The 20,576-nt window shown below is 54.0% G+C and carries 15 protein-coding genes; 6 read left to right on the top strand and 9 right to left on the bottom strand.

Going from position 1 to position 20,576, the window contains the following annotated elements:
• Positions 1-276: 276 nt before the first annotated feature.
• The 8 genes from DCCM_RS19450 to DCCM_RS08440 form a co-directional block, all read right to left on the bottom strand.
• Positions 277-405, bottom strand: coding sequence for a hypothetical protein (locus tag DCCM_RS19450; RefSeq protein WP_269433744.1), 129 nt, complete (start codon positions 403-405; stop codon positions 277-279).
• Between the two features lie 212 nt (positions 406-617).
• Positions 618-1,358: a type 1 glutamine amidotransferase gene (locus DCCM_RS08470; protein WP_104371992.1), complete on the bottom strand. Its 741-nt coding sequence runs from the start codon at positions 1,356-1,358 to the stop codon at positions 618-620.
• Positions 1,288-2,721 carry a MurT ligase domain-containing protein gene (locus tag DCCM_RS08465; protein ID WP_104371978.1) on the bottom strand — a complete coding sequence of 478 codons (1,434 nt, stop codon included), beginning with the start codon at positions 2,719-2,721 and terminating at the stop codon, positions 1,288-1,290. The genes DCCM_RS08470 and DCCM_RS08465 overlap by 71 nt, the downstream gene beginning before the upstream one ends.
• Before the next feature lie 105 nt (positions 2,722-2,826).
• A complete protein-coding gene (locus DCCM_RS08460; RefSeq protein WP_165792073.1) occupies positions 2,827-3,789 on the bottom strand; it encodes an MBL fold metallo-hydrolase in 963 nt (320 codons plus the stop codon).
• 116 nt (positions 3,790-3,905) lie between these two features.
• Positions 3,906-4,604 (bottom strand): DUF4198 domain-containing protein, encoded by a 699-nt coding sequence (locus tag DCCM_RS08455; RefSeq protein ID WP_104371976.1) that lies wholly within the window; start codon positions 4,602-4,604, stop codon positions 3,906-3,908.
• A 257-nt stretch (positions 4,605-4,861) separates the two neighbouring features.
• A complete protein-coding gene (locus DCCM_RS08450) occupies positions 4,862-5,833 on the bottom strand; it encodes a cation diffusion facilitator family transporter (RefSeq protein ID WP_104371975.1) in 972 nt (323 codons plus the stop codon).
• A 183-nt stretch (positions 5,834-6,016) separates the two neighbouring features.
• Positions 6,017-6,688 carry a TraR/DksA C4-type zinc finger protein gene (locus tag DCCM_RS08445; RefSeq protein ID WP_104371974.1) on the bottom strand — a complete coding sequence of 224 codons (672 nt, stop codon included), beginning with the start codon at positions 6,686-6,688 and terminating at the stop codon, positions 6,017-6,019.
• A gap of 41 nt (positions 6,689-6,729) precedes the next feature.
• Positions 6,730-7,038 (bottom strand): DUF5665 domain-containing protein, encoded by a 309-nt coding sequence (locus DCCM_RS08440; RefSeq protein ID WP_104371973.1) that lies wholly within the window; start codon positions 7,036-7,038, stop codon positions 6,730-6,732.
• A gap of 336 nt (positions 7,039-7,374) precedes the next feature.
• Between DCCM_RS08440 and DCCM_RS08435 the strand changes: the two genes are divergently transcribed.
• The 6 genes from DCCM_RS08435 (at position 7,375) to clpB (ending at position 17,696) form a co-directional block, all read left to right on the top strand.
• Positions 7,375-10,842: a diguanylate cyclase domain-containing protein gene (locus tag DCCM_RS08435; protein WP_104371972.1), complete on the top strand. Its 3,468-nt coding sequence runs from the start codon at positions 7,375-7,377 to the stop codon at positions 10,840-10,842.
• Positions 10,843-11,146: 304 nt separating this feature from the next.
• Entirely contained in the window at positions 11,147-13,036 is a 1,890-nt protein-coding gene (gene dnaK / locus DCCM_RS08430) for a molecular chaperone DnaK (protein ID WP_104371971.1), read from the top strand.
• Positions 13,037-13,274: 238 nt separating this feature from the next.
• Complete coding sequence (locus DCCM_RS08425; RefSeq protein ID WP_104371970.1) at positions 13,275-13,742, top strand: nucleotide exchange factor GrpE; 468 nt, start codon at positions 13,275-13,277, stop codon at positions 13,740-13,742.
• A gap of 19 nt (positions 13,743-13,761) precedes the next feature.
• Positions 13,762-14,757: a DnaJ C-terminal domain-containing protein gene (locus DCCM_RS08420; RefSeq protein WP_104371969.1), complete on the top strand. Its 996-nt coding sequence runs from the start codon at positions 13,762-13,764 to the stop codon at positions 14,755-14,757.
• A 4-nt stretch (positions 14,758-14,761) separates the two neighbouring features.
• The gene (locus tag DCCM_RS08415; RefSeq protein WP_104371968.1) at positions 14,762-15,058 is read left to right on the top strand and encodes a chaperone modulator CbpM; all 297 of its coding nucleotides are present in this window, start codon (positions 14,762-14,764) and stop codon (positions 15,056-15,058) included.
• Positions 15,059-15,086: 28 nt separating this feature from the next.
• A complete protein-coding gene (gene clpB / locus DCCM_RS08410) occupies positions 15,087-17,696 on the top strand; it encodes an ATP-dependent chaperone ClpB (protein ID WP_104371967.1) in 2,610 nt (869 codons plus the stop codon).
• 51 nt (positions 17,697-17,747) lie between these two features.
• On the opposite strand, the gene DCCM_RS08405 is transcribed toward clpB, so the two are convergent.
• On the bottom strand, positions 17,748-20,426 hold the full coding sequence (locus tag DCCM_RS08405; RefSeq protein WP_165792072.1) for a sensor domain-containing diguanylate cyclase/phosphohydrolase: 2,679 nt from the start codon (positions 20,424-20,426) through the stop codon (positions 17,748-17,750).
• Between the last annotated feature and the right edge of the window lie 150 nt (positions 20,427-20,576).

Here is a 20,576-nt window from a genome sequence, read left to right as displayed (position 1 = left end):
TGAAAAACACATTGAAAAAACAATAAACATGTTGCTAAACTACCGCCCGAGGCCGTTCAAAAAGCTCCAGATGCAAGGCGCGGCAAGGCCTCAAGCCGAAACGTACTCATAGTACGTCGAGCATTGAGGCCGCAGCCGCAACGCAGCAGATGGACTTTTTCAACGGCCTCCCAGACGTTATCAAGAAACCTCTCAGTTAACCACGGACAAACAGGGGGTCAGGCTTTATTTTGTTGTTTTCCATAGAAAGTAACAAAGTAAAGCCTGACCCCTAACTTATGCCGTCAGCCTGGTAATAATATAATTTTTGTCAAATTCCCAGATTTCCCGTATTTCCTCTCCATTGACTATTTTATAGAATACTTCGTCTCCCTCGGTCCATGTTACAAGATATGAGGTATTCATAAAACATCCTCCTAAGGTCAGGGGACACACCTTCCTGGTTATCTAAAATTCCTTGCTTATATTAACCTTTCGGGAAGGAATGTCTCCAACATTATGAATTTTGTATACAATATATTTTGTGTTAAAAATATATTAGCAGAAAATCCTTTCCTTAACAATACTTTAAAATAAAAAGGACAGGCTTTTTTAAAGCCCGTCCTCTATTGGTTATTTTACAGTATTCTCTTTAGCATCGTATCCACGGCGGCTTTCTCAAAACTGTCGTCCAGGGGCCGCAGTTCCTCCCGCCAGCCCCGCCTTTTAAGCGCCAGGGCTATAAAATTATCGGCCAGGACGGTGTTTTTGGGAAGCAGCGGGCCGTGCAGGTAGGAGCAAAAGACATTATTGTAGCGGGCTCCCTCGAACCCGTCCTCTCCATTGTTCCCGCGTCCCGCCAGCACCTTGCCCAGGGGCTTTAAATCCCCCAGAAAGGTCCGCCCGGCATGATTTTCAAAACCCACCACCCGGTGGGTCATTCCATTAATCTCCATCTCCACCGCCACATTGCCTATAAGCCTTTCCCGGCCCGCCCGGGTATACAGGTCAAGTATACCCAGGCCGGGGATTTCTTTGCCGTCCAGGGTGCGATAGTATTTTCCCAACAGCTGATAGCCCCCGCAGATGGCCAGCACCACCAGGCCCTCCTCAACGGCTTCCCGCAATTGCTCCTTTCTGGCCGCCAGATCCCCGGCCATAAGGTTTTGCTCCCTGTCGGAGCCGCCCCCCAGGAAAAGAAAATCCGCCTCTTTGAAGCTTACCTTTTCCCCCAGGCTTATCTGCCGGACCTCCACATCAATTCCCCGCCAGCGGCAGCGGCGGGCAAAGGCCATCACATTGCCCCTGTCACCGTACAGATTTAACAGATCCGGATATAGATGGAACACTTTCAGGCAGTGTCCGCTCTCTTTGCGCATACCCGCTCAAAATCCTTTCCACCGGCCACAACGCTGTGTAAGTAGCCAGAAAATACGACATATCCCCGGTTCCTTCCAGGGCTGTCCGGACGGCCTGGTCGAAATCCTCCAGCACTGTTACGGTTTCTTCTCTTACTCCGGCATATTTCAGGCGCACGGCCATCTCCCAGGCCCGCCTGCCGCTGCATACAAATGTGCCGAATTTTTCTCCGGCGCCGCTTAAAACTTCAAAATCAACGTCCCACAGCCAGGAAATGTCCCTGCCGTCGGCGTCGTTATCATTAATGGCGATCAGAACATTGACCCTCTCCGCCGGCACTGAAAGCAGGGTAGACAGACCCTCATTGAAGCCGGTGGGGTTTTTCACCAGATTTAACAGCACCGGCTTTCCCCGGTACAGAAATTTTTCCATCCTGCCCGTGGCAGGCAGGTATCCGGCCAGGCTGCTCCTGATCCCGTCCATATCGATATCCAGCAGGAGCCCCACCGAGCAGGCCGCCAGCCCGTTGTACAGGTTGTACAGGCCGGTAACCGGTATCTGCAGGGGGTACATGTTTCCCTGGCGAAAGCGGACCCGGCAGGATACCAGCATACCGTCCACCCCCGGGTCCACCCCTTCCACATCAGTCTGCGGCCGGGCAAATTCACACCCGGGGCATTTATAATTTCCAAGCTGGCTGTACTGGTAATAGCTATAAGCCAATTCCGCCCCGCAAAAGGGGCAAAATTTGGCCTCCCTGGCCGCCGAACCGGTGCCGGACACCCCGGGATGCCTGGCCAGACCGAAAAAAACGGAGGGTTTTCCCGTGACCCGGCCCAACTGCGCCACCAGGGGGTCGTCGGCGTTAAGAACCAGCCGGACGGAATCCAGCTTTTTCAGAGCATCTTTTACCAGGGCTATGGTTTTATCCAATTCACCGTAACGGTCCAATTGGTCCCGGAAAAAATTAGTAACCACCACGATGTCGGGGGTGATTTCCCTTACAACCCCCGGAAAGGACGCCTCATCCACTTCCAGGCAGGCATAATCGGCGTGCAGTCCGCCGAAGGGACCGGCCGCCCTGATAAAGGCCGCGGTTACCCCGGTAATCAAATTGGCCCCCTCACGGTTTATAATCACACCGGAACCCTTATTGTCCCCCACGATCCCGGCAATCATGTTGTTGGTGGTGGTTTTGCCGTTGGTGCCGGTAACAACAATAATGCCTTTCTTTATTTGACGGCCCAGTTGCTTTAAAATCCGGGGATATATTTTTAAAGCTATTTTGCCGGGCAGGGACGAGCCCTTGCCCCTGCCTGTGACCCTGGCAACAAACATGGCCAGCCTGGCGGCCCACAGGGCCAGGATAAACCTTACTATCAAAAAAACCTCTCCTCACGCGCGTTGGGGACATTCCTTCACTGGAAATGATAAGAAAACACACCTACCATTATATCCAAAGGCCGGCCATATCAGGCATCCGGGCTGCTATTCCCCCGGGGCCTTAAGGTAAAACGCCACACCCTGGGAGTATTCCACTTTAATGCACCCCTGCTCCAACAACACATCCAGATGGGCCTGAACCTCGGATAGACCGAGGAAAATATGAAAGCCCCGCAGGTCAGGGTACATGGTGCTGCTGATATTGTAAGTGTTCATTTTGCCGTTATCGCCTAATATTTCCAATAATCTATCGAAACGCCGCTGGTGATGCTCCCTGGATGAAGCAATAACGGCGCCGGGATCTTCGATAATACCGCCATGGCCGGGCAGTGCCCTCTTAATACCAAGCCCATCCACCAGTTCCAAGCATTCCAGGTATCTGCTCAGGCTGGGATAGCGCCGCTCCGGATTTTCCGGGTCCGCCTCCAGCAGGGGATTCGGCGTAATGTCAAGGAGCAGAAAATCACCGGAAAAAAGCTCCCCCTCCCGGGAATCATACAAACAGATATGCCCCGTGGCATGGCCGGGAAGATGCATAATATCCATCTCTCTTCCATCGAACCGCAGCTTTTCCCCGCCGGTGACAGCCACGGTATTGACCCCGGACAGGGTGGGCCTGGGAACCTTGTCCCTATCCCCGGCCATCTCCAGCAGAATGTTCATGGGAATGCCCATTTTTACTATGAAGGGAAGCCGCTCCTTGATAAAATCCTGCTCCCCTGTTATCTTCCTGTACTCGTAGGGATGAACATAAACCTCCGCCCCGGATTCCTTCCACAGCCACTGGGCCATTCCGCTGTGATCGGGATGGGCGTGGGTGAGCACAATCCTCTTTATATCCTCCGGGGATACCCCCTGCTCCTTAAGACCCGCCGTGAGCACTTCCCTGGCTTCGGGAGTGTCCGGGCCGCAGTCCACCATGGTCAGGGGATCGCCTTTGATTAAATAGGCATTTACCGGTCCCACCGGATAAGGAGTCGGAATGGAAATACGGTGCACTGATAGCATAATTCTACCTCCAATAGCTGAATCCGGAAAAAGTATAACACCCTGGCGGACAAAAAACAACATAATAAGGCCGCCGGCACATCCGGCGGCCTGCGGGGCAGTTCCTAAAGGCATTTCTATCTTACCCCGGGCACCACCAGGGTGGTGGTATATACCGTGCCGTGGTATTCCCCCGCTTTGCGGTCCGAATGGTCGGTATGGGTAACTATAAACATCCAGTGGCCTTTGGCATTGAAAGTCAGGCTCACTTCCCCCCGGGGGCCGGTGATTCCCGACAGCGGATAGCCGGTTCCGGTAAAAAGGTGATTTGTGGCTTTCACCTCCGCCCCCGGAAGTGGTTCGCCCTTGTAAAGCACTGTCAGATTAATTTTATCCCCGGGCATATACTCCAGAAAATGACCTGGTACAATATCAAGCCCGTCACCTATGGCCGCGGGCGGCGTACCGTGAACATGATGGCCCACGGGGACGTCAAGCCTGGCCCACTGAAGGTGGCGCAGGCAGTTCTCCTCCGGCATGGTACCGGATATGCCAGGGCTGTTCTCCAGCACAACCGTATAAAGCCCCTCCTGTTCAGCCTGGAAGCCTAACACGTGGTACGGCCCCTCACCCTGTTCAATGGCCGCCCCGGCCCTGTTCCCCGCGGGGTCCACCACCACTGCCCGCCATTTATCCGGTTCGCCCCGGCCTTCCCGCTGCATCATCCTGCCCCAGTAGGCCCTGACATCCGCCATGCCCCCGCTGTGGAAGTGAAGATGGGAAGGCTCCAGCCAGGCGGCATAACCATTTGCAGCTTCCTGTATTGCTTTTTCCAAATCGCTCAACCTCCGCTTCAATTACCGGTTATTATGTCCCTGTTATGAAATATTTTTCGTTAAAGCGACAACCTGTCACCATATCCTTTCTCCGTATCCTTTCTCCGTGCTGGAACTCATTTCCTCCCGAAATATGATAAAACCATGGAACATAGCATTCCCGGTGTTTACAAAAAACAAGGCCACCCGGCAATAGGGTGTCCTCATTTTTGATTATTTTATACGGTTGTTTAACTTCAGGGATATTGATTCCAGTCTCAATTGCAGCCGTCGCAGTCCTGGCACCCTTTGCTGTCACCGCTATTTTTATTTTCCTGCTGACGGCCGGCCGCCGGGAGCAGGGTACAGTTCAAACAGTAATCCGGGCACGGCTTGCAGGGTTCGGCGTGAATCAGCACATTTACTCCGCGCATACTCTGACGCACGTCCTGCTCAATGCGGTCGCAAAGCTCATGGGCCAGGTAAATCCTCTGCATCCTGGGCACCACCAGGTGCAGGTCCACATGCCGCTCGGGGCCCGCCCTTCTGGTGCGAAGTTTGTGGAAGTGCACGTACTCGCCGGAATGCCTGTTTAAAACATCCATTATTATCTTTTCCTCCTCGTCGGAAAGGCGGGCATCCACGATACTGCTGGCTGATTTTATCAATAAATCAAAGGCCGCCTTGATAATCAGGGCGGAAACCCCAAGGGCGATAATTGGGTCCAGCTGGTTAATGCCTGTAATTTTGATCAATATTATCCCCACAAATACGCTAAAGGAAGTATAGACATCGGTGCGCAAATGCCAGGCGTCCGCTTCCAGGGCCGGGGAATCGGTTCTTTTGGCAGTCCTCATCAGCATTCCCGACACCAGAAAATTAACTACCGACGACATTCCCATGACCACAATGCCCAGGTTAAGGGATTCCACATGTCCCCCGCGGTACAGCTTCAGCACGGCCTGCCCGATAATCGCCGCCGCGGCCGCCAATATCAGCAGCGCTTCGACAATGGCGGCAACATTTTCAAACTTACCGTGGCCGTACCGGTGGTCCTCGTCCGCTGGCTTTCCGGACTGCCGGAGGGAAAAATAGGCCACCAGTGACGCCACCAGGTCCAGCCCGGAATGAATAGCTTCAGAAATAACGCTGACGGATCCCATTAAAAGGCCCGCCACCAGTTTTCCAATGGTCAGCACCAGATTAGACAGGACGGAAATGGTCGCCACCTTTAATTTTTCACTGGTCATTGCCCTACCTCCGCAAAAACAATGCCCGGGGCCAACATCCCAATAAGGCCTGGATGAAGTCCCACGGGCTAATCCGCTGCCGTAAGGCCCGGCTGTTTTTTCCCAGCCTGACTATACGGGTAGTATAGCATAACCTTCTTGTCCCGGGCAACAGCTATTATTGACAATGATTTACATTTTCACTTATCGGGTTTCCCGTTCCGATGTATTGTTGTCAAGGTCTTTAAAGCTCTGGTATATTATTCCATCTTCGTCCTTTTCCACGGGGATGCTGTCAACATCCTCCACGGCTCCCCTGTCCTCGGTGGCCAGATCGTTATCGCCGTAATAGGAGCCGGACTCGGCGAAGGGAGCGTGCTCATTCCAGCGGGCCACATCCTGCCAGGAATCCTCCCAGTCGTAAAAATTCTTTTTTTTGTCAAGCCCGTGCTCGTATATTTCCTCCAGCACCTTTTCCTCCACCGGCCTGATCCTGCTCTGGGGCATCTCCTCGCTCTTCCGTTTGCAATCCAGGCAAAGGGTGGTGTAAGGCAGCGCGTCCAAACGGTCCCGGGATATTTCCCCGTTGCAAATCTCGCAGCTGCCGTAATCCCCCCGGTCAATCCTTTCCAGGGCGTCGTCTATGTCCCCCAGCAGCTCGGCGGCGTCCTCCCGCAGCGCAAAATCCTTGGCCCGCTCAAAAACCTCCGACCCAACGTCACCCGGATGATTATCGTAAAGGGACAATTCTCCTATGGAAGCGCTCATCGCCTCCCGGAGCCCCCCATCCTCATAGCTCTCTATTCTGCCTTCAATCCGTTTCCTTTCTTCCAGCAGGCGCCGTTTATAGTTATTTATTTCTTCACTGGTCAGCACCGGTTTGCTTCCCCCCAAATCTTAATTGTTTATATACACCCTTAATAACGCCGGGAGCTTAGCTGGTCCTGCACGATTTGCACAATTTCGGCGATAAACCCGCCGATAACGGGCAGGTTAAGGCTAACAAGCTTTTTGAGAACCAGCACCAGCATTGCCCCCAGTATGGCAAATCCAACCGCTATCCCCAAACCCCGGGCAATCCCGGACGTAAAGTTCACCCATAACAGGCGCCAGGGATTGTGTAGCAGGTCAACATATTCCGCCAATTTCATTTTTTCCATGTTGATGCCGAGTTCCACTATCTTGTCCCGAAGCGATTCTATTAAGTTTTTTGTCTCTTTGTCCATGCCGCGCGCAAAATCCTCCCGGAATTAATTTGCCCATATAATATTTAAAAAAAACTTTATTATTAAATAAGCTTTTAAATTTGAGAATAACTGTAAACACACCATATCCATTGATAAACATTCTCAACTGATGTATTATTATGCTAATATTCGACAAATATAAACATTATCAATAAACAAGGATATGTTTACCAAACCGCAGGATTTTCCTGATACTTATATATTTTCTTTAATTAATTGACCATATGGGCTGCAATACATTATATTAATAAGGAACTGTAATTAGCCGCATATATCTTATTATTGGCACATTATCATGAAAGTTGGGCCACCGTCATGAGCAATGTCACCTTCAGCCAGACCGACTATATTCTACTTCTCCACAGCCTGTCCTTCATTATATTGGCCGCGGCCTGCTGTGCCGTCAAAGAGCCGGACGGCAAACCGTCACAGTGGTTTTACCTCGCCTTATTCGGTGTTTTCCACGGAGTGCACCAGTGGCCTGCCATGATAAAACACCTTCTGGGGGAAACCCTCTCTTTCAGCGTAACCTCGTCTTCCCTTTTGTTAATATCCTTTTTGTTCCTGATGGAATTTGGCCGCAGGGGAACAGCCGCCATGCCGGGCGGGGGCCCGGGCAAATGGGTTTATATTCCGGCAGCCGCACTGGCACTGCTGGGAACCACCGGCGCCGTGCCGCCTTTGACCGCCCCGGCCGTATTTATACTTGGCGCGGTTGGGGGAGTCTGGGCCGCCCGGGCTCTATTTCTTCGGGCAAAAGCCCTGGAGAAGGCCAACCGGCGCAGACTTGCCACGGCGGCCGTTGCAATGGTTTTAATAGCCGCCACCTCCCTTGTTGTGACCCCGGGGTACAATTTTGCCTCCGGCAATATATTCAGCGGACAAGCTTTCAGCTATCCGGCCGCAATACTGCTGCAAATGATTCTCGCCCTGGCGGCGGCCATAGCGCTGTGGGGTTATTCCCTGACCCGGCCCGCCAGCCTCACCGGAACAAGATACGACAGAATGCGTAAAAATAATTTCGCCATGATGGTGGTGTCCCTGGTCCTGGCCCTGTCCGCGGGCTGGCTGTTCACACAATACCTTGGCAACCAGGCTTTAAAAGACCTGATTCAAAGCAACCAGGACCAGGTTAATCTGCTTTCCAACCAGTTGCTGCTGGAGTTTGATGAAACTGAACGGGCCGCGAATATCATGGCCGGCTCTCCCTGGATCGCCCCGGCCTTGATAACCCGGGGGAAAGAAGATATAGACAGGGCCAATTCCATATTGGACCGTTATAAAAAGGCTATCGGGACATCGGAATGCTATCTGCTTGATATGAACGGAAAAACCATTGCCTCCTCAAACCGCAATTCACCCACCAGCTTTGTGGGAAAATACTATAATTTCCGGCCCTACTACCGGCAGGCCGCCGCCGGGACGCCCGGCCGTTATTTCGCCCTGGGCGTCACCACCGGCGCCCGGGGTTTTTACGCCAGTTCCCCGGTTCGCAACGATAAAAAACAAATCATCGGCGTTGTCGTGATTAAAAAAACCATCGGCTCCATAGAGGAATGCTTCCAGAAATATTCCCAGTGCTTTTTCATAAGTCCCCAGGGACTTGTTTTTCTGTCCAGCGATAAGGACCTGATGCTCAAAAGCCTGTGGCCCCTGACCCTTAAGGAACAACAGGATTTAAAGCTTTCCCGCCAGTTTGGGGACGGCCCTTTTTCGCCGCTCCTGAACAGGGAGCCCCATAACAACGAAATGATATATTTTAACGATCAAAAGTTCCTGGTAAGCCGCTTTGCCATTTACCGGGAGGGATGGTCAATCGTATTGCTGTCCCCCACCCACCTGATTAACGCCTACAGGCTGTTCAGCATAGCAATAATACTTGTATTCTGCACGCTTATAATAGTATTTTTCCTGGCCCTGCGCTATGCCAGGGAATCCGAGGCCAGAATCGCCGCCTCGGAAAGACACTATCACAGCCTGGTGGAGGGTTCCCCCAACTGCGTCACCCTTTTTGACAGGGAAGGAAGGTTTTTGAGCATCAACCGGGCGGGACTGACCGCCATGGGGTGGACCGGGAAAGAAGCCAGGGGCAAAATGTTCAGCGAAATATGGCCCATAACATCCCGCCCTCTGGCCGTTGAGGCCATCCGCCGGGTATTGGAAGGGACCAGTTATACCTTTGAGGCTCCGTACATACGCAATGACAACAGGAAAATAGTGTGGAGCGTGGCCCTGACCCCCGTATATGGCGAGGATGGGGAAATTTGCAATATTGTGGGTATATCCACCGACATTACCGAGCGAAAACTGGCCGGGGAAAAACTGCTGGCGGCGCACCAGCAGCTGCTGGATATAATTGAGTTTCTGCCGGACGCCACCTTTGTTATAGACAGGGAGAAGAAAGTAATAGCCTGGAACCGGGCGCTGGAGGAATTAACCGGCGTCTCCAAGGCGGATATTGTGGGAAAGGGAGACTATGCCTACTCAGTGCCTTTCTGGGGACACAAAAGACCTATACTCATTGATTTAATCAACCCGGGAGACAAGGACCGGGAAAAACTTTACGACTTTGTGGAACGCAATGGCAGCACTCTGTATTCAGAGGTTTTCGTACCTTACGTATACAAAGGCAAGGGGGCATACTTAAGCGTCACCGCCTCACCGCTTTTTGACCGTTACGGAAACACCGTGGGGGCTATCGAATCCATAAGGGACATCACCCAGCGCAAACAGATGGAGAAACAGTTAAAATACCTGGTGCTGCACGACCCGCTGACAGGTCTGTACAACAGGGCTCATTTCGAACAGGAAATGAACAGGCTGGAGAGCGGCCGTTACCAAAAAGCGGGTATTATCATCTGTGACGTTGACGGGCTCAAGCTCATAAACGACACCCTGGGCCACGACGCCGGGGACGACCTTTTGATATCAGCCGCCGGTGTAATCAGGGACTCTTTCCGCAAGGAAGATATGGTGGCACGGATAGGCGGAGACGAATTCGCGGTGCTGCTCCCGGATGCCGGAGGGAAATCCGTGGAAGATTTCTGCAACCGCATCCGGGAAGCCATATCCATTCACAACCAGACGAAGCCGGAACTGCCCCTGAGCATTTCCATCGGATTTGCCTTTGCGGAAAACACGTTCAGCATGGCGGAGCTGTTTAAAGAAGCGGACAACAATATGTACAAAGAAAAGCTGCACCACGGTAAAAGTGCCCGGAGCACCATAATCCAAACCTTACTCAAAGCCCAGGAAGAAAAAAACAAGGCCTCCAGGGAACACGCCGGGCGTCTGCAGGAGTTGGCCGGGGATCTCGGCCGGGCCACGGGGCTGCCGGAACAGAGCATTGAGGACCTGTGCCTGCTGGCTCAGCTGCACGACATAGGCAATGTGGGTATTGCGGACAATATTCTGCTAAAACCAGGCCCCCTCACAGCGGATGAAACCAAGGAGATGCAGCGGCATTGTGAAATAGGACACAGGATTGCCCTCTCCGCCCCGGAGCTGTCACCCGTAGCCGACTGGATTTTAAAGCACCACGAATGGTGGAACGGGCAGGGCTATCCCTATGGCCTAAAGGAAACGGAAATACCCTTGCAGTGCCGCATACTGGCCATAGCGGACGCCTATGACGCCATGACCTCGCCCAGACCTTACCGCAGGGCCGTTACGCATAATGAAGCGGTGGATGAAATAATCAGCCGCTCGGGAACCCAGTTTGACCCCGAACTGGTGAAGGTCTTTGCGCGCCTGATGGAGACCCAAAACGAGAAATACGCGTGACGGCCGCAACCATACACCCCCCCGCCAGATGGGAAACACAACCCGGGAAACCTTTAAAAACGCGGCTCGCAAAATAAATGCCATTTGACAGAAAAATTTTCTAATACCCTATTGACAGCCTGAAAATTTTACCCTAATATTAAGGTCAAAGATGGTCAAGGTTAAGGCAGACCAACTAAGGAGGTGCGCGGGCTTCATCTTAAGAGTATAGCGGCCACTGCAGCACTGGAAATAAGAGGTATACCAACAACCGGTTCGATAAAAACTATTTACATCCATCTAATTTTCAAAGGGAGGTTTTACGATGGGCAAAACAGTCGGCATTGACCTTGGCACCACCAACTCGGTGGTGGCAGTAATGGAGGGCGGAAAGCCCACCGTTATTATAAACGCTGAAGGCAGCCGCACCACCCCCTCGGTGGTGGCCTTCAAGGAAGACGGGGAAAGGCTGGTGGGCCAGGTGGCCCGGCGCCAGTCCGTATTAAACCCTGAAAATACCCTTTATTCGGTAAAACGTTTCATCGGCCGCCGCTACCCGGAAGTTGCCGAAGAGCGCAACCTGGTGCCCTACAAAGTGGTCAGCGGCCCCAATGACGCGGTAAGGTTTGATGTAAGGGGCAAACAGCACGCCCCGGAGGAAATTTCCGCCATGGTGCTGCGCAAACTGGTGGAGGACGCCTCCAAATACCTGGGTGAAAAGGTCAACGAAGCGGTGATCACCGTGCCCGCGTACTTTAACGACGCCCAGCGGCAGGCCACCAAAGACGCCGGCAGGATTGCCGGGCTGAACGTGCTGCGGATTATCAACGAGCCCACCGCGGCCGCCCTGGCCTACGGGCTGGACAAAAAAACCAACCAGACCATACTGGTCTTCGACCTGGGCGGCGGAACCTTCGACGTGTCCATACTGGATGTGGGCGACGGGGTGTTCGAGGTAAAATCCACCAACGGCGATACCCACCTGGGCGGCGACAATTTCGACAAGGCCGTGGTGGACTGGCTGGCCGAGGAGTTCAAAAGGGACTACGCCATTGACCTGCGCAACGACAAGCAAGCCCTGCAGAGGCTCACCGAGACTGCGGAGAAGGCCAAGATCGAGCTTTCCACCACCATGGAAACCCAGATCAGCCTGCCTTTTATCACCGCCGACGCCGGCGGGCCGAAGCACCTGGAGGCAAAGCTCACCAGGGCCAAATTCGACGACATCACCAGTCACCTGGTGGAACGCTGCCGGGATCCGGTGACGGCGGCCCTGGCCGATGCCAAGCTCAGCGAAAAGGACATTGACGAGGTAATCCTGGTGGGAGGCTCCACCCGGATTCCGGCAGTGCAAAAACTGGTCCGCCAGCTCACCGGGGGCAAGGACCCGCACCAGGGAGTCAACCCGGACGAGGTGGTGGCCGTGGGCGCAGCCATCCAGGGAGGCGTGCTGGCCGGGGAAGTGAAAGACGTGCTTCTGCTGGACGTCACTCCCCTGTCCCTGGGAGTGGAAACCCTGGGAGGGATAATGTCCAAAATCATAGAGCGCAATACCACCATACCGGTGCGGCGCAGCCAGGTGTTCTCCACCGCCGAGGACAGCCAGCCGGCCGTGGACATCCACGTGCTGCAGGGTGAAAGGGAAATGGCCAGGGACAACCGCTCCCTGGGACAGTTCAAGCTGGAGGGAATACCGGCGGCCCCCAGGGGGGTTCCGGAAATCGAAGTAACCTTCGACATCGACGCCAACGGCATTCTAAAGGTAAGCGCCCGGGACAAAGCCAGCGGCAAGGAGCAAACCATCACCATCAGCGGCTCCACCAGCCTGGAGCAAGGCGAAATCGACAGGATGGTGCGGGAGGCGGAAACCAACGCCGGCGAGGACAAAAAGCGCAAACAGGAGGCCGAGGCCCGGAATGAAGCCGACTCCCTGGCCTACCAGGTGGACCGGCAGATCAAAGACCTGGGCGATAAAATTCCCGCGCATGAAAAGGCCCGCATCGAGCAACTGCTTAATGACCTCAAGGCGGCCCTTAAGGAAAACGCCCCGGTGGAACGAATCCGCAGCCTGCAGAGCGATCTGCAGCAGGCGGCCTACTCCCTCTCCCAGGAGACTCACCAGCAAGGTGACGCCGGCCCCGGCTGCGGCGGAGGAAGCTGCCCGGGCGGCAAAAAGGACGACGACGTGGTGGACGCGGAATTTGAGGTAAAATAATAAAAATGTAATGTTATACTAATTTAAAAGAACACGGGCAGGGGCAAAAATTTTCCCCTGCCCGTAATATAGAAGCCCGGTTTATCCCGCCAGCGGCCTGTGAGACACCATCCCTTGAAGGCCGGGGACAAACGGGCCTTAAGAACAAAGAACCCTCTTTGGAACCCAAGGCTCACTATATCAAGGCGTTGTTAAACAATTTTTATAATCATTTTGGTGTTTAACGGAGGTTTTTTCGATGAATGAACAGCCCCAGCGCGCTAAAGATCTGGAAGAAGCCAACACCCTGCGCCGGGAACTGGCTGAAGAAAAAAACCGCCACCTGCGTACCCTGGCCGACTTTGACAACTATCGCAAGAGGGTGGAACGGGAGGCCGAGGCCGGTTCCCTGCGGGGCAAGAAGGAGCTTGTCAGGGATTTGCTGTCCGTGCTGGACATATTTGAAAGGGTTCCGGCACAAATACAGGATGAAGAAATACGCCGGGGGCTATTGCTGGTGCAGAGACAGCTCCGGGACACCCTGGACCGGCATGGGCTGGAACGGGTGGAAAGCCTGGGCAGGCCCTTCGATCCCGCCGGGCACGAAGGTGTCGGATATGTTCAAAGCAACACCTGTCCCCCGGGCCACGTGGCGGAGGAACTTTCCCCGGGCTACCGGTTCGGAAACGAGCTCCTGCGTCCGGCCAGGGTGCTGGTGGTTAAATGATTATGGCAGGTGATTATTTATGGCTGTAGCTTTTCAGGATTATTACGAAACACTTGGCGTCAGCCGCAATGCCACGGAAAAGGAAATTAAAACCGCCTACCGCAAACTGGCCCGCCAGTGGCACCCCGATCTGCACAGCGGCGAGGATAAGGAACAGGCGGAGGAAAAAATAAAACAGATCAATGAAGCCTACGAGGTACTCGGAGATCAGGAAAAAAGAGCCAAATACGACCGCCTTGGGGCCAACTGGCGGGCCGGCCAGGAATTCACCCCTTCCCCGGACATGGAAGGGTTCCGTTTCTATACCGGCGGCGCAGGTGCGGAAGGCGGTTTCAGCGACTTTTTCGACATACTTTTCGGCGGCGCCGGAGGCTCACCCTTTGGCCGCTCCGCCAGGGGCGCCCGCAGGGGGCCCCTGCGGGGCCAGGACGTGGAAAGCCGGCTGGAACTTACCCTGGAGGAGGCCTACCGGGGCGGCGAAAAGAACATACAACTCTCCGTCCGGGAGACCTGCCCCGCCTGCGGGGGAACCGGTTATGACGGAAACGGCTTCTGCAACCGCTGCGGGGGTACCGGAGGCAGGACTTCCGGCAAAACCATCACGGTTAAAATCCCGCCGGGGATACAGGAAGGCAGCCGCATCCGGCTCAAGGGCCAGGGAGGCGAAGGACCCGGGGGCGGCCCCAGGGGAGATCTATTCTTGAAGGTAAAGCTGGCCCCGCACCCGGTCTACAGGGTGGATGGCCAGGACCTGGAAACCGAGGTCACCCTTCGCCCGGAACAGGCGGCACTGGGAGATCAGGTCACCGTCCCCACCCTGGACGGCGCCGTAAGCGTAAAGATTCCCCAGGGCACCCGGGCCGGAAGGCGCCTGAGGCTCCGGGGCAAGGGGCTCCCCCGCAAGGAAGGACGGGGCGACCAGTACGTGCTCATAAAGATAGACATCCCGGACAGCCTGTCGGAAAAAGAGCGGGAGCTTTACCGGCAGCTGGCGGAACTGAGGAAAGGGGTGTAAGGTTATGAAGAAATATTTCATCCAAATTTACTGCCACACCCCCTCAACGGATGAAGAAGACAACCGAGTGGACGTAACCACCCTGGGGATACACCCGGATATGGCGCAGTACCTGGCCGAGCTGGGCATTGTGGACCTGCACGGAGGCCACATACCTCTGCGCCAGGTGGGCCGTTTGCAAAGAGTGCTGCGGCTGAGAAGCAGCCTGGGGGTCAACTTTACGGGGGCGGCCATAATAACGGAGCTGCTGGAGCGCATGGAAGGAATGCAGGAGGAACTGGAAAGACTGAGAAGGAGGTGAACTCCGGCAAAAAGGGCCGGGGATAAACATGGATATCAACCGCTTTACCGTCAAATCAAAGGAAGCTCTGGGGTCCGCGCAGCAATTGGCGGCCTCCAGGCATCACCAGGAGGTAACCGGCAAACACCTGCTGCACGCCCTGCTCAACCAGGAAGGCGGTATTATTCCGCGTTTTCTGGAACACGCCGGGGTCAGCACCACGGCGGCCATTTCCGGGTGTGAAGAGTTATTAAAGAAAATACCGGTGGTAACCGGTTACGAGGGCTCCCTGCACATGAGCACCGCCATGGCCAGGGTATTGGCCCGGGCGGAAAAGGAAGCCCGGGACATGAAGGACGACTATGTCAGCGTGGAGCACCTTCTGCTGGCCCTGCTGGAGGAAGGCGAGCCGGAAACCAGGGAAGTCCTGAAGAAATCCGGGCTCACCCGGGACGCCCTGCTGAACTCCCTGAGAGCGGTAAGGGGCAACCAGAGGGTAACCGGGGAAAACCCCGAGGAAACCTACGAGGCCCTGGAAAGGTACGGGCGGGATCTCACCAGGCTGGCGGCCGAGGGAAAACTGGACCCGGTAATAGGACGGGACAATGAAATCCGCCGGGTAATGGAGATACTCTCCCGGCGCACCAAAAACAACCCCGTGCTGATAGGCGAACCCGGGGTGGGCAAAACCGCCATTGTGGAGGGGCTGGCCCGGCGAATAGTGGCCAGGGACGTGCCGGAGGGCCTTAAAGAAAAAATGCTGGTGGCCCTGGACATGGGCTCCCTGGTGGCCGGGGCCAAATACAGGGGTGAATTCGAGGAGCGCCTGAAGGCCGTGCTGAAGGAAGTACAGCAGTCCCAGGGCAGAATAATACTTTTCATTGACGAGCTGCATACCGTGGTGGGGGCGGGAGCCGCCGAAGGGGCCATGGACGCGGGAAATTTATTGAAGCCCATGCTGGCCCGGGGAGAGCTGCGCACCATCGGCGCCACCACCCTGGACGAATACCGCAAGCACGTGGAAAAGGACGCCGCCCTGGAAAGGCGGTTCCAGCCGGTGCTGGTAAACCCTCCCTCGGCGGAGGACACCATTTCCATATTGCGTGGTTTAAAAGAGCGCTACGAGGTGCACCACGGGGTGCGTATACAGGACAGCGCCCTGGTGGCCGCGGCAACCCTTTCCGACCGCTACATTTCCGACCGGTTCCTGCCGGACAAGGCAATTGACCTGATGGATGAGGCGGCGGCCAGACTGCGCACGGAAATAGACAGCATGCCCACGGAACTGGATGAAATCACCCGGCGCACCATGCAGCTGGAAATAGAGGAAGCGGCGTTAAACAAAGAAAAGGACCGTTCATCCCAGGAGCGGCTGGAAAAAATAAAGCGGCAGCTGGCTGATTTGCGCGGGGAAAGCGACGCCATGAAAGCCCAGTGGCAGGTGGAAAAACAGGCCATTTCCCGGGTGCGCCAGCTGAAGAAGGAAATAGAGGAAACCCGCCAGGAAATAGAGCGGGCGGAGCGGGACTACGACTTGAACCGCCTGGCGGAGCTGAAATACGGACGCCTAAACGATTTGGAGCGGCGGCTTAAAACCGAGGAAGAGCTGCTGGCCAGCAAACAGAAGCACAGCATGCTGCTGAAGGAGGAAGTGGAGGAAGAGGATATCGCCCGGGTGGTCAGCCGCTGGACCGGCATACCGGTGAGCAAGCTGATGGAGGGCGAAAAGGAGAAGCTTATTCACCTGGATGATGAACTGCACAAACGGGTTATCGGCCAGGACGAGGCCGTGCGGGCGGTGGCGGACGCCGTGCTGCGCGCCAGGGCGGGCATCAAGGACCCCAACCGCCCCATCGGCAGCTTTATTTTCCTGGGGCCCACCGGCGTGGGCAAGACCGAGCTGGCCAGGGCACTGGCCCAGGCCTTGTTTGACGACGAGCGCAGCATCACCAGGCTGGATATGTCCGAATACATGGAAAAACATACCGTGGCAAGGCTCATAGGAGCCCCTCCGGGGTACGTGGGCTACGAGGAGGGCGGCCAGCTGACCGAGGCCGTAAGGCGCAAGCCATATTCGGTGATATTGCTGGATGAAATTGAAAAAGCCCACCACGACGTTTTCAACGTGCTGCTTCAGCTGTTGGACGACGGGCGGCTCACCGACGGGCAGGGACGCACAGTGAACTTCCGGAATACAGTAATAATAATGACCTCCAACATCGGCAGTCACGAAATACTTGCCCACCAGGAACAAGGCGGCGACTTTCAGCATATGAAGGATAAAGTGCTCAGTATATTGCGCGGTCATTTCCGGCCGGAATTTCTTAACCGGGTTGACGAGATAGTGGTGTTCCACGCCTTAAACCAGCTGCACGTGCGGCAAATCGCCGGACTGCTGCTGGAGAAACTGGCGGGGAGGGTATACGGCGGCACCGGCGTCACCCTGGAGTGGGAGGACAGCGCCCTAAACCACCTGGCCCAAAAGGGCTACGAGCCCGCCTACGGCGCAAGGCCGCTGAAGCGCCTGATCCAGCAGGAAGTGGAGACTCCCTTAAGCCGGATGATGGTAATTGGCCAGGCCGCGGCCGGGGAAACGGTCAAACTATCCGCCAGTGAAGGAAAAATTAATTTCGATACAACCAAAAAAGCAGCCTCCTAACTTCCCGATTGACACCTGTCACCGGTTATCCCGGAGACAGGTGTCTTTTTGTTACCTATCCTTTTTCAGCAGAGGTTCAAAGCTGTTCACCAGCAACGGATCAAACTGAATTCCGGCAAATCTTTTTAATTCCATAACAGCCTTTTCATGTGACATGGCTCTCCGGTACGGCCGATCGCTGGTCATTGCGTCATAGGCGTCCACTATGGCCAGAATACGACATTCCAGGGGGATCTCCTCCCCTTTCAAACCCAGGGGATAACCATCGCCGTTCCACCATTCGTGGTGTTTTAGTATCCAGTCGGCAATGGGTACCAGATCAGGTGAGGAAATGGCGATTCGATACCCAATCCCACAATGCCTCCGCATTTCACTAACTTCCTCGGGGGTAAGGGCGCCGGGTTTAAGCAGAATCCGGTCCGGTATGCCCACTTTGCCTATATCGTGGAACTGGGCGAAGAGGCGGAGATCGGTTATCCTGTGCTCCGGCAGATCAATGGCCACAGCCAGTTCTACCACCAGGCTTTGCAATCGATCCGCGTGTTCCTCCGTGCTATAATCCCTGGCCTCCAGCGCTTTCAGCAGAGTCTGAACAATGGCGCTCCGGGCGCTTTGGCTGTGGTGCAGCTTCTCCCGGTACATTTTGTTGTCGGCTTCCTTGAATATATCACTTATTTTTACAGAAGCATCATTCCTGGTGGCAAAACCTATGGACAGGCTTAATGGAATGTCCGGATTGGTTGAGTTGTAATTGCTTAATAAAAACCGTATTCTGTCACAGGCATTTTTCGCGGCGTCCGCGTCACAATCCGGGAGCAAAAGGGCAAATTCATCGCCCCCAATCCGGGCTGCCATATTGCCGCTCCCCAGGGACTCCCCCACAACCCCGGCCACGGCTTTAAGCAAGTTGTCCCCGGATTCGTGACCAAAGGTATCATTGACAAGTTTCAGTCCATCCACATCACATAATATAATACTTACTGGTAATATAATACTTACTGGAGCCCGGCGTCCGTCCTCAAGCCGCCTCATCTCCTCTTCAAAATAGGCGCGGTTGTAAAGCTTGGTCAGGGGGTCGTGCAGGCTGAGATATTTCAGCTGTTCCTCGGTGCGCTTGCGCTCGGTAATATCCCGTATGGATTCTATAGCCCCAACCACATTCCCATTGCCATCCAGCAGGGGCGAGGCTTTTATCCAGATATAAGCTCCTTTTCCTTCAAATAGAGACGGCACGAACACTTCGCTGAATAATGTTTCTCCTCTTCTTTCCACGCAATCATACAGCAGTTCAATCTCCTTTTCACCCGAAATAATAAGATCGATTAAACAAGGTCTCTGTATCCCGTAGAAAGGAACGGTATAAACGTAATCCCCCTTGCCGATCATGTCCGCCTTGGACAATCCGGTCATTTCCTCAATAGCCCTGTTCCAGGCGATTATCCTTTTATCCTTGCCCACGGCAAAGGTTGCGTCAGGAAGAAACTCCAGTATATCCAAAAGCTGCTGATGGGCGGTATGCAGCTCCTCTTCAGCCAGCTGCAGCTCTTCAAATTTTTGCCTCAGCTCTTCTTCCGCCGCCGCTATTTCCTCATAGGAAGCTTCAAGCTCCTCGTTGGTCAGTCTCAGGCTGTCCTCCATTCTTTTTCGCTCCGCGATATTGCGAATTACGCTTAACAGTATCCGCTGGTTATCAATGGCCGTGCCCTGGGAATTGACCTCCACGGGAAAGGTGGTGCCGTTCTTGTGCTGATGCACTGTTTCAAATAATATGCCGTCATGATTGGCTTCGTCCATTTGGGATTCCACAAATGAAACGGTTTCTTCAGCACGCAGGTCATATATATTCATGGAAAGCAATTCATCCCGGCTGTAGCCATATGTTTTAACCGCGGAGTCGTTCGCCTCCATAATTTTGCCGTCCCGGCGAACAAACAGAATGATGTCCCGGGCCTGCTCGTAAAGAATTTTATACCGGTTTAACACTATCTCGGCCTTTTTACGTTCCGTGATGTCGATAGCCAGCACCAATATCATTGATGTGCCGTCGGCATCCGTGAAATAATAACTGTAAACTTCAAATATCTGTTTATCGGGATAAATCCTTTGCTGATGCTGAGGGTTTTTTGTATGGAAGGTTTTGAAGGGCATACATTCCCTGCAGGGCTCCGCGCGGCCGTACAGCAAATCATAACACGGCCTGTCCCCTGGCACTCCAAAATACTCCTGAAAACATTTATTGGCATAACGAATGGTATGATTGGAAGCTACTAAATAAATGCAAACCGGAAATTGGTCCAAAATAGAAAACAAATTCTTCCTTTCGGACTCCAGGTTCTGCTCTATTATTTTCCGCCGGGTAATATCTTCAACCATGTACATGGCAAATTTAGGCTCGCCCTGATTTCCCCGGAGCAAAAAGGCGTTAAGGCGGGCCCAGAGAATACGGCAATTTTTTCGGATATAACGTTTTTCCGTTAGAAAAAAATTACTTTTGCCTGCTAAAAGTTCTTTGTACAGTGTTAAATCTTTGGATATATCATCGGGATGGGTAAGATCCGTTAAAGCCATGTGACAGAGCTCTTCTTCACTATAGCCCACCATTTCCTGCAGCTCGGGGTTGCTTTCCAAAATATTTCCCTGCATGTCAACAAGTATGATACCTATGGCCGTATTCCCGCTGCATTTGTCAAAGATAAAGCATCCCAAGTTCCCGCTGAAACTATTTCTCACACAATTACACATCCTTCACATATTCGTACAAATCAACCTAATAACCTGAATCCGGCCTGCGCTTATATTCGATTATTACAGCAAAAAGCTTGCCAAAAATGGCAAGCTTTTTGCTGTAATTGTCTAATCCAGTAATGTCTTGTATTTTTA

The organism is Desulfocucumis palustris, from assembly GCF_002933875.1.
Taxonomy (GTDB): domain Bacteria; phylum Bacillota; class Desulfotomaculia; order Desulfotomaculales; family Desulfocucumaceae; genus Desulfocucumis; species Desulfocucumis palustris.
Note: the sequence above shows the minus strand (reverse complement) of the source record. Positions and strands in the feature narration are given on the sequence as shown.